The organism is Priestia sp. SIMBA_032 (genome assembly GCF_046535215.1).
In the GTDB taxonomy this organism is placed as follows: domain Bacteria; phylum Bacillota; class Bacilli; order Bacillales; family Bacillaceae_H; genus Priestia; species Priestia aryabhattai.
The window spans coordinates 1-325 of record NZ_JAWRXD010000326.1 but is presented as its reverse complement, the minus strand read 5'-3'; the positions used below and the strand labels follow the sequence as shown (position 1 = coordinate 325).

The window sequence follows — 325 nt, the reverse complement described above, 5'->3', positions numbered from 1 at the left end:
CCTTGGACTTCGCCGCGCAGGTCCGGGAGCGGACGACCAATGCGCTCCTGCGGTACTTCTTCTCACACGGCGTCTACGTCGTAAGGGACGACCTGACACAGGCGTTCGTTCTGGAAGACCACAGGGACTTTCTCGAGACGCTCGCGAAGGAGCTCGACGCTACCACGAAAGCCATTCGACTCGCGGCCGACATCGGGTCGATATCGCTCGCTGAGAAGGAAAAGGCGATGCGTGCAGTGTACGAAATCGAGGAAAAGTGCGGCCAGCATCATGGACGCCGGAGTCAGCTTCAGAACGAGGCTGCCACGCTCTTAAACATCGTGCG

1 protein-coding gene is annotated in these 325 nt (G+C 59.7%); it reads left to right on the top strand.

All coding sequences use genetic code 11. The annotated features are described in order from the left end of the window. The coding region (locus SB717_RS34605) for a hypothetical protein (RefSeq protein ID WP_410907382.1) at positions 1-325 on the top strand (325 nt) is incomplete at both ends.